Source organism: Aquabacterium sp. (assembly GCF_004297345.1).
Taxonomy (GTDB): domain Bacteria; phylum Pseudomonadota; class Gammaproteobacteria; order Burkholderiales; family Burkholderiaceae_C; genus Aquabacterium.
Window position 1 is genome coordinate 18,075 of record NZ_SCTN01000214.1, and the last position, 9,027, is coordinate 27,101.

Below are 9,027 nucleotides of genomic sequence, written 5' to 3' on the forward strand. Positions count from 1 at the left end.
GCATCATGAGCATCGCGGCATACATCAAGATCATTGGCAGAGGCAAGGAAGGCGCCCGGTCCCTTGGCGTGGACGAGTCCCGTGACCTGTTCGAGCAGGTGCTGGACCACAAAGTCACCGATCTCGAAATCGGCGCCTTTTGCCTGGCCATGCGCATCAAAAGCGAATCGACCGAAGAGCTGGATGGCTTCGTTCAGGCCAGTCACGCGCGTTGCATGGACCTGTCGATGGCCGCGCAAGCCGCGTCCAAAGGCATCGTGGTGCTGCCGTCCTACAACGGCGCGCGAAAGTTGCCCAACCTGACGGCCTTGCTCGCCGTTGAACTGGCCAGGCAAGGCCTCAGCGTGTTGGTCCACGGTCCATCGAAGGATCCTGGCCGCGTGACCACAGCGCAGGTATTCGAGGCAGCCGGCCTGCCCATCGTGAAAGACGCCGCTGCACTGCATGCTGCGTGGCAAGCCGGACAGGCCGCGTTCATGGACATCGCAGACCTGTGCCCCCCCATGGACCGACTCCTGGCCGTGCGTTGGACCATCGGTTTGCGTACCCCTGCGCACTCGGTTGCCAAGCTACTCGATCCGTTTGCGGCCAACCCAAGCTCAGGCGTGAAGAGCATCCGCGTGGTCAACCATACGCATCCGGAATACGCGATCGCCATGGCGGAGTTCATCCAGCACATCCAGGCCACCGCCATGCTGATGCGCGGCACAGAAGGCGAGCCCGTGGCGGATGCCCGCCGCCAGCCCAAATGCGACGTGTACCTGCGTGGTGTTCGCGTCAACGACTTGTGCCTGACGCCGGAAGAAGGCGTGCTCACGTCGCTGCCAGAACTCCCCACCAGCCACAGCGCGGCAGACACGGCCGCGTACATCGAAGCCGTCCAAGCTGGCCGACAAGCGATACCGGCAGCCATTCAGGCGCAAGCCAATGCCCTGGTTCAGGCCTTGGCGCGCGGGGCCTGACTGGCACGAGCCAGAATCACGATACCGGCCAGAACCACGGCTGTGCCCACCATCAGGCGCCAGGTTACGGGCTCACCCAGCCACCAGGCGGCCATCCAGATGGTGGACAGGGGCCCGACCATGCCGGCCTGGGATGCCATGGATGCACCAACCAACTGCACCCCACGCATCACCAGCCACACTGGCAGCACGGTGCACAGCGTGGCGTTCACAAGAGACAGCGCCCAGGCCTGCCAGGGGAGTTGCATCAGACCGCCCTGCTCGCCATGGCTCACCAGGTAAACCACCAACCACTGCAGCAAGGCCATGAAGCACGCTGCACAGGAAGCCATGCCCACCAACCGCATGGAACCCAGACGCTGCACCAACTGGCCACTGCCCATCAGGTACACCGCATACGACACCGCACTGAAAAACACCAGCACACTGCCCAGTGTGATCGCGTGCCGGGCATCCAACCCGCCACCGTGGTGGGCGATCAGCGCCGCCGCATCCCAATCGTGCAACCAGACCAGCACGACGCCGGAATAGGACAACAACATCGCGACCACCTGAACCCATCTCACCGATTGGCGGAGAAACACCGCAGACAGCAAGAGCACGATGGTCGGGTTCAGATACAGGATCGCCCGCTCCAGGCTGGCGCTGATGTACTTCAAGCCCATGAAGTCCAGCGTGCTGGCCAGGTAATAGCCGGTGAAGCCCAAGCCCACGATCTGCCAGAGTTGTTTGCTTGACAGATCTGCATCGCTGCCACGCTCGGCGCGCTGTTGCCGCCCTGCCCACCAGGCCATGAGCAGGAACATGGGAAAAGCCATCAGCATGCGCATGCCCACGACGGCAAAGGGATCGGCCCCCAGCCTGTACATCAGCTTGGCGACAATGGCCTTGCCGGAAAAGGCCACAGCCCCGCAGATGGCAAAAACAAGTCCTTGAGCCCGGGATGATCCCTGGTCGGTGGTCAGCGAAATCATGCGGGCACCATAGCGCATTCGACGCAGGCGCGTGATTCTCCCAGTAGACTCACCACTGATTGTGGGTAACAAATCGGTGCCTCAGCACCTAATGCTCAAAACATGCTTGTGAAAAATCGCATCGCCATTGGCCTCATCCCCGCACTGTTGATGGCTGTGAACACAGCCTCATGGGCGCAACAAGCGGCTTCCGCACCGGCTGCATCTGCCAGTGCCGCTACGGCACGAGCAGCGCTTGCCGCGATGCCAGCGCCCGCCCCTGCCGCAGCCAGCCAAGCCTCGGCCCCGGCCGCAGACCCGGCACCCGTTGAAATCAGCGTCACGGACCCAGCCATCCTGGCCTCCATCAAGAAGGCCCGCGCCACACTGGACAAGTTCCTGCCCATCGCCGCCAAGGACGAACCCAACAACCAGGCCGTGTCCTTGAAAATCGCCATCCGCGACGGCAAGAAGGTCGAGCACGTGTGGGTCACGCCCTTCAAGCAAAAGGGCAAGAACGGCAAAAATGGTTTTACCGGCACGATCATCGACAAGCCTGAGGTCGTGAGCAACTTCAAGCAAGGTCAGGAATGGTCATTCACTCGCCAGGATGTGGTGGACTGGATGTACTATGACACCGCCGGCGGCAAGATGCACGGCAACTACTCAACCTGCGCCAAGCTCACCAAGGCCCCCCAGGCCGACCGCGACGAGATGAAGCGCATGTACGGGCTGGAGTGCGGCAAGTAAGCCGCCCCCGCCCTACCGGCCACTAACGCTTGTCATCACCAGGCCATGCTTTGTTCATGGCCGTCCATTGCGTGCGCACGGCCTGAACCTGCGCATGCCGTACAGGCCCGTAACCCTTGATCTTGTCAGCCAGCTCAGCCATGCGACAAGCGTGATCCAGTGATCCCGCGTTGAGCTTGCGCATGATCTGCTCCAGCAGGCTGGTGAACTCGGCCAGCACGGCACGGTCTTCACGCCTGTCCCGGCTGTAGCCCATGGGATCGAACCAGGTGCCGCGCAAGCCGCGGAACTTGGCCAGCCCCTGCATCGACCATTGCCAGAACGGCCCGAAATCGTGCTTGGGCGGCCGATCCGATGGCGTCTTGCCACCGCCCATCCAGGGTGGCGCCAGATGCAGCACCATGCGCCAGTCACCTTCGAACTGCTCTTCGAGCTGGGCTTTGAACGCCTTGGAGGTCAAGAGCCTGGCCACCTCATATTCATCCTTGTAGGCCATCAACTTGAACAGCTGGCGCGCAACCGTTTCAGTCAGGCGTGTGCTGTTCAAGGTGGACTCAGCCTGGCGCACGCGGCCCACCAAGGCCCTGTACCGCTCGGCATAGGCTTCATTCTGGTATTCAGCCAGGTAGTTCATGCGACGCTGTACCAGCGTATCCAGGTCATCTTTGCCATAACGCAGTGGCCGAGCCGTCCATTGAACGGGCTGCGCAGGCATGCTCATGCGCGCCACAAACACGGGGTCGTGCGCAGCACGGCGCCCCCACTCGAACGCGGCCAGATTGCGCTCAACCTGCACGGCGTTGAGCTCGATCGCACGCGTCAAGGAGGCCAGACTGAGCGGCACCCAGCCCATCTGCCAGGCGTAGCCCAACATCAAGGGGTTGGCGTAGATCGCATCGCCCAGCAGCCGATTGGCCAGCACCACCGCGTCCAGGCGCTTGATGGCTTGTGCGCCGACCTCATCGCCCAGCACCTTGTCGCAGTGGCCGGCCGGGAACTGCCAGTTGGCATCCTGCATCAGAGCTGCCGTGGGCGTGTGATGCGTGTTGAGCACCACCCTCGTCCGCCCCGCACTCATCACGGACACTGTGGTGGCATGCGCCGCCACAATCGGGTCGCAACCAATCACCAGATCGGCCTCTGCCATGCCCACCTTGGTCGTGAAAATGGCGTCCTGAGTATCGGCAATCTGGATGTGGCTCCACGTGGCCCCGCCCTTTTGCGCCAGGCCCGCAGACTCCTGCGTGACCGCCCCCTTGCCGTCCAGGTGCGCGGCCATGCCCAGCAACTGGCCAATGGTGATCACGCCGGTACCGCCGATGCCGCCCACCACAATGCCGTAGGCTGTTGGCGCAGCGGGCACCTCGGGCTCGGGGATCGGGGGCAGCTTGCTGATGTCAGGCGTGCTCTCCTTGGCCTTGGGGGCCCGCAACTGACCACCTTCAATGGTGACCAGGCTCGGACAGAAGCCCTTCACGCATGAAAAATCCTGGTTGCAGGAGCTCTGATTGATGCGGCGCTTGCGGCCAAACTCGGTGTCTACCGGTTCCACGCTCAGGCAGTTGGATTGCACAGCGCAATCGCCACAGCCTTCGCACACCAGCTCGTTGATCACCACACGCTTGGCGAGCTTGGGCATGGTGCCGCGCTTGCGACGACGGCGCTTTTCCGTCGCACAGGTCTGCTCGTAGATGATGGCCGTGCAGCCTTCCACCTCACGCAGCGTCTTTTGCACCTGATCGAGTTGATCACGGTGGAAAACCTCGGTGCCAGGGGCCAGGTCTTCGATGCTCAGGTACTTGTCCGGGTCATCGCTGACCACCACGATACGGCGTGCACCTTCGGCATGAAGCTCTCGCGTCATCGCAGGTACAGACAAGGTGCCGTCCACCGGCTGCCCTCCGGTCATGGCCACGGCATCATTGAACAGGATCTTGTAGGTGATGTTGACCTTGGCCGCGATCGCCTGCCTCACGGCCAGCAAGCCGGAGTGGAAGTAGGTGCCATCACCCAGGTTGACGAACACATGTTTTTCGTCCGTGAACGGTGCCTGCCCCACCCAGCTCACGCCCTCGCCGCCCATCTGCGTGAAGGTGCCGGTGCTGCGGTCCATCCACATCGCCATGTAGTGGCAACCGATGCCGGCCATGGCGCGCGAGCCCTCGGGTACGCGGGTGGAGGTGTTGTGCGGGCAGCCACTGCAGAACCATGGGGCACGCTCCACGCTGGAGCCCAGGCTTTCCAGCGCACGCTCCTTGGCTTCGATCACGCGCAAGCGTTCGGCGATGCGTTCTCGCAAGCTCGGGTCCATGTCGCGCAGCAAGCCAAGTTTCTCGATGCGTTGGGCCACGGCCTTCGCAATGAGAGAAGGGTTCAGATCGGCCTTGGCACGCAGCAACCAGCGCGAAGCCGGATTGGGCATGGACCATTCACCGCCTGTGAAATCGCCATCGGGCTCGCTGAACTTGCCCAGCACATTGGGCCGCACGTCTTCACGCCAGTTGTACAGCTCCTCCTTGAGCTGGTATTCGATCATCTGGCGCTTCTCTTCGATGACCAGGATCTCTTGCAAGCCCGTTGCAAACTCGCGCGTGCTGCTGGCCTCCAGGGGCCACACCACCGATACTTTGTGGATCCGCAAGCCAATGCGCCGGCAGGTTTCATCATCCAGGCCCAGGTCATGCAGGGCCTGGCGCAGATCGTTGTAGGCCTTGCCACTGGCGATCAGGCCCAGACGCGCATGGTCGCTGTCCAGCACCGTACGGTTGAGCTTGTTGGCACGGATGTAGGCCAGCGCGGCGTACCACTTGTAGTCCATCAAGCGGGCTTCCTGAGCCAGCGGCGCATCAGGCCAGCGGATGTGCACACCGCCTTCGGGCATCACGAAATCCTCGGGCAGCATGATGCGCACCCGGTCCGGATCCACATTGACCGTGCTGGACGACTCCACCACCTCCTGAATCGCCTTGAGGCTGGCCCACAAGCCCGAAAAGCGGCTCATGGCAAAGGCGTGCAAGCCCAGATCCAGGATCTCCTGAACCGTGCTGGGGAAGAAGACCGGCAGGCCGCAAGCCTTGAAGATGTGGTCGCTTTGGTGCGCCACAGATGAGCTCTTGGCCACATGGTCGTCACCCGCCACGGCCACCACACCGCCGTATTGAGACGTGCCCGCCATATTTGCGTGCTTGAACACATCGGAGCAACGATCCACCCCCGGGCCCTTGCCGTACCACATGCCGAAGACGCCGTCGAAGCGATGGGGCCCAGGCGTCAGCGCCAGTTGCTGCGTGCCCCATACCGCCGTGGCGCCCAGTTCTTCATTGACGCCGGGCTGAAAGACGATATGGTGCTTTTGCAGATGCGACTTGGCCTGCCACAAGGCCTGGTCATAACCACCCAAAGGCGAGCCGCGGTAGCCACTGATGAAACCCGCCGTGTTGAGCCCTTGCATGGCGTCGCGGGTATGTTGAAGGATCGGCAGGCGAACCAGCGCCTGGATCCCGCTCATGAAGGCCTGTCCTCGATCAAGCGCGTACTTGTCGTCCAGCGAGAGCGTCGCCAGGGCCTTGAGCACCTCTGCAGGCAGCGGAGCGTTCATCACGACCTCCTTGGGTCTGCTGCGCCGCAACACGCCTGATCGCAATCGACAGGCTCGCCGCGCAGCAGGAAACCTGAATTTAGGCCAGTGTAGGACGCGATACCACCTTGTGGTCTATCGCTTTCACGGGGGAAAAACCAGGCTTCTCGCCCCTTGTAAAGCGCCATGTCGGCCCTATTTCACGGTGCGCGCATACACCCACTCTCAAGCTGGCCATGCTGCGGCGCAACGATAATGGTGCCTTGGCTTGAACAACAGGATTGCCCGATCATGTACACCGGTATCGTCCAGGGCCTTGGACGCGTCGTCACCCTTACCCCGACCATCAGTGGCTTGCACCTCACGCTGCGCATCCCGCACGCCTTGCTACATGACTTGCAGATCGGCGCCAGCGTGTCCGTCGATGGCATTTGCCTGAGCGTGGTCACGATCGACGACGATCTCATCTCGTTTGACGCCATCAACGCCACGTTGGAGCGTACCAACTTGGGCGACCGCCGCGTAGGCGACGTGGTCAACGTCGAGCGCTCGGCGCGCCAGGGCGACGAGAACGGCGGCCACGCCATGTACGGGCATGTGTCTGACACGGCCCGCATCAGCTCCATCGTGCTGGAAGGCCCCCGCGCCCACGTCGAACTGCACGTGCGTGACCCATGGCGGCGCTACCTGTTCCCACGCGGCTTCCTGTCCATCAACGGCTGCAGCCTGACGCTGGCCGAAGCCGATGCCGAGCGCGGCTACTGCCGTGTCAACCTGATTCCGGAGACCATCCGCGTGACGGGCCTGTTCCAGTACAAAACGGGCGACTGCCTCAATATCGAAGTTGAGCAGCAGACCCAGGTGCTGGTGGACGTGATCGAGCGGGTGCTGGAACGCAATGCAGCCCGCTTTGCGGGTGGTCAAGTTTGAAGCTCGAATTCAGGCCCCCAGCACATACCCCAATCCGTATCAAGAATTGTTCTCAACCGAGACGCGTTTAACCCCCTTCTTTCACTTATCTTTACATTCATTCCCCCTGTTCTGTCAAAGACGGTACGCAGGGCAAACCTAGACTAATGGGATGAATGCACATTTCAGAGATCCACTCCGAACCTGAAACTGGCGTTCAAAAACTGGGCCCAAAAGGTCGTCAGTCAGAACAGGCGTTGAACGCCACAGGATGTGGTTTGAACATGCGCAGTAAGCATGGCCAAACCTTGCACAACACGGAGATTGAAGGATCAAGCATGAGTAAGCGTTTTTCGCTGGCCCGCCAAGTGCTGTGGGCCAGCTTGCCATTGGTGGCCGCATTGTTCGCCGACCAGGCCCAAGCAGTTCCCAGCTATGCACGCCAGACCGGACAGGATTGCGCCGCCTGTCACATCGGTGCGTTTGGCCCCCAACTGACGCCATTCGGCATCAAGTTCAAATTGGGCGGCTATGTCGATTCCGACGGCAAGGGCGGCAAGATCCCCTTGTCTGCCATGGTCGTTGCTGACTACAGCCGCTACAAGCCCCAGGATCCAGACACAGGCACCTTCGGAGACAAGGAAACCAAGAGCGGTATCGCTGAAGCATCGGTATTTCTGGCCGGCAAGCTGACCGACCACATTGGCAGCTTTGTACAGGTCACCAATAGCGGCATTGATCACACGACATCTTTTGACCAGATGGACCTCCGTGTGACAACCAACCTGAACATGGGTGACAAGGAAGCACTGGTCGGTGTTTCTGTGAACAACAACCCCACCGTACAAGACCCGTTCAACACCTTGTCGACATGGGGCTTTCCATACACCGGTTCTGATCGCCTGAGCTATCCAGGCTCCGAATTGGCATCGGGCTCGCTCGAGCACCGCGTGATAGGCGTGAATGCCTACACCTTGATCGACGACAGCATCTACGCTGAGCTGGGCCTCTACAACACCCTGTCACCCGCCATGCAATCACGCATGGGTCAAGGTCGCTTCAACTCAGACGCCGCAGATCCTGGCACGCCGTTCGGCAGCCTCAGCAACGCCCCTTACTGGCGCCTGGCATATACAAAAGATCTGCATACCAGCGCCTGGCACGTGGGTCTGATGGGCTACGACGGCAAGGTAGAAGATCGTGTGAGCACAGATTCTGTGAAGTTCAAAGACATTGGCGTCGATGGCAGCTACACCTTCCTTGGTAACAGACAACATATCTGTACGCTGAACGCAAGCTACTTGCGCGAGCACACCAACACGGTGTCTGAAGCCGATGGCGACTCCAGTGACACGACCAAGGATCTGCGCCTGTCAACGTCGTATCACTACATGAACACATACGGCGCCACCTTCGGCTACGTCAAATCCAGCAGCAAGAGCAAGGAAACGGGGAACCGTGCCTTCATCTATCAGCTTGACTGGACCCCCTGGGGCAAGGAGTCCTCCTGGAATGCACCTTGGGCCAACGTTCGCCTTGGCGCTCAATATGTAGCGTTCAAGAGCGACATCGCGACAGAAGCCAATGGCGGCAAGGCCAGCGACCTGAACAGCCTGCGCCTGTTCGCCTGGACCTCGTTCTGATCGGCGAACAACCCTCTCGTGCCTTGCGTGCTCCACACGCAAGGCACATCTGGAGATCTAGATGAAGTCAATCTGGCAACGTTTCAAGGAACAAAAGCCTTGGGCCAAGATTCTTGAGGTTCAGGCCATCGTTCTGGTGGTGCTGGGTATCGTGCTGTCAGTGGGTGCCAAAGCATCTATTGACCACACCAACACGCTTGATTTCTGCATCTCATGGCATGAGATGCAGAAAT

General features: G+C 61.0%; 7 protein-coding genes. 5 read left to right on the forward strand and 2 right to left on the reverse strand.

Translation table 11 applies throughout. The annotated features are described in order from the left end of the window. The first annotated feature begins 5 nt into the window (after positions 1-5). A complete protein-coding gene (gene ybiB / locus EPO09_RS07710; RefSeq protein ID WP_290641825.1) occupies positions 6-962 on the forward strand; it encodes a DNA-binding protein YbiB in 957 nt (318 codons plus the stop codon). On the opposite strand, the gene EPO09_RS07715 is transcribed toward ybiB, so the two are convergent. Further along, positions 938-1,936: a DMT family transporter gene (locus EPO09_RS07715; RefSeq protein ID WP_290641827.1), complete on the reverse strand. Its 999-nt coding sequence runs from the start codon at positions 1,934-1,936 to the stop codon at positions 938-940. The genes ybiB and EPO09_RS07715 overlap by 25 nt on opposite strands. 102 nt (positions 1,937-2,038) lie before the next feature. Here EPO09_RS07715 and EPO09_RS07720 point away from each other — a divergent pair, with 102 nt between their 5' ends. Next, positions 2,039-2,665: a DUF2314 domain-containing protein gene (locus tag EPO09_RS07720; protein ID WP_290641829.1), complete on the forward strand. Its 627-nt coding sequence runs from the start codon at positions 2,039-2,041 to the stop codon at positions 2,663-2,665. 22 nt (positions 2,666-2,687) lie between these two features. On the opposite strand, the gene EPO09_RS07725 is transcribed toward EPO09_RS07720, so the two are convergent. Next, positions 2,688-6,263 carry an indolepyruvate ferredoxin oxidoreductase family protein gene (locus tag EPO09_RS07725; RefSeq protein ID WP_290641830.1) on the reverse strand — a complete coding sequence of 1,192 codons (3,576 nt, stop codon included), beginning with the start codon at positions 6,261-6,263 and terminating at the stop codon, positions 2,688-2,690. A gap of 270 nt (positions 6,264-6,533) precedes the next feature. Between EPO09_RS07725 and EPO09_RS07730 the strand changes: the two genes are divergently transcribed. From EPO09_RS07730 to EPO09_RS22325, 3 genes are all read left to right on the forward strand, one after another. Then, complete coding sequence (locus EPO09_RS07730) at positions 6,534-7,172, forward strand: riboflavin synthase subunit alpha (RefSeq protein ID WP_290641832.1); 639 nt, start codon at positions 6,534-6,536, stop codon at positions 7,170-7,172. A gap of 317 nt (positions 7,173-7,489) precedes the next feature. Continuing rightward, positions 7,490-8,794 (forward strand): hypothetical protein, encoded by a 1,305-nt coding sequence (locus tag EPO09_RS07735; RefSeq protein ID WP_290641834.1) that lies wholly within the window; start codon positions 7,490-7,492, stop codon positions 8,792-8,794. 61 nt (positions 8,795-8,855) lie between these two features. After that, positions 8,856-9,027: NapC/NirT family cytochrome c (locus tag EPO09_RS22325; RefSeq protein WP_367200052.1), on the forward strand; the 172-nt coding region annotated here is incomplete at its 3' end.

Coding starts and splice junctions, on each gene's coding strand:
- EPO09_RS07730 (WP_290641832.1), top strand. CDS start 6,534: ATGTACACCGGTATCGTCCAGGGCCTTGGACGCGTCGTCACCCTTACC.
- ybiB (WP_290641825.1), top strand. CDS start 6: ATGAGCATCGCGGCATACATCAAGATCATTGGCAGAGGCAAGGAAGGC.
- EPO09_RS07715 (WP_290641827.1), bottom strand. CDS start 1,936: ATGATTTCGCTGACCACCGACCAGGGATCATCCCGGGCTCAAGGACTT.
- EPO09_RS07720 (WP_290641829.1), top strand. CDS start 2,039: ATGCTTGTGAAAAATCGCATCGCCATTGGCCTCATCCCCGCACTGTTG.
- EPO09_RS07735 (WP_290641834.1), top strand. CDS start 7,490: ATGAGTAAGCGTTTTTCGCTGGCCCGCCAAGTGCTGTGGGCCAGCTTG.
- EPO09_RS07725 (WP_290641830.1), bottom strand. CDS start 6,263: ATGAACGCTCCGCTGCCTGCAGAGGTGCTCAAGGCCCTGGCGACGCTC.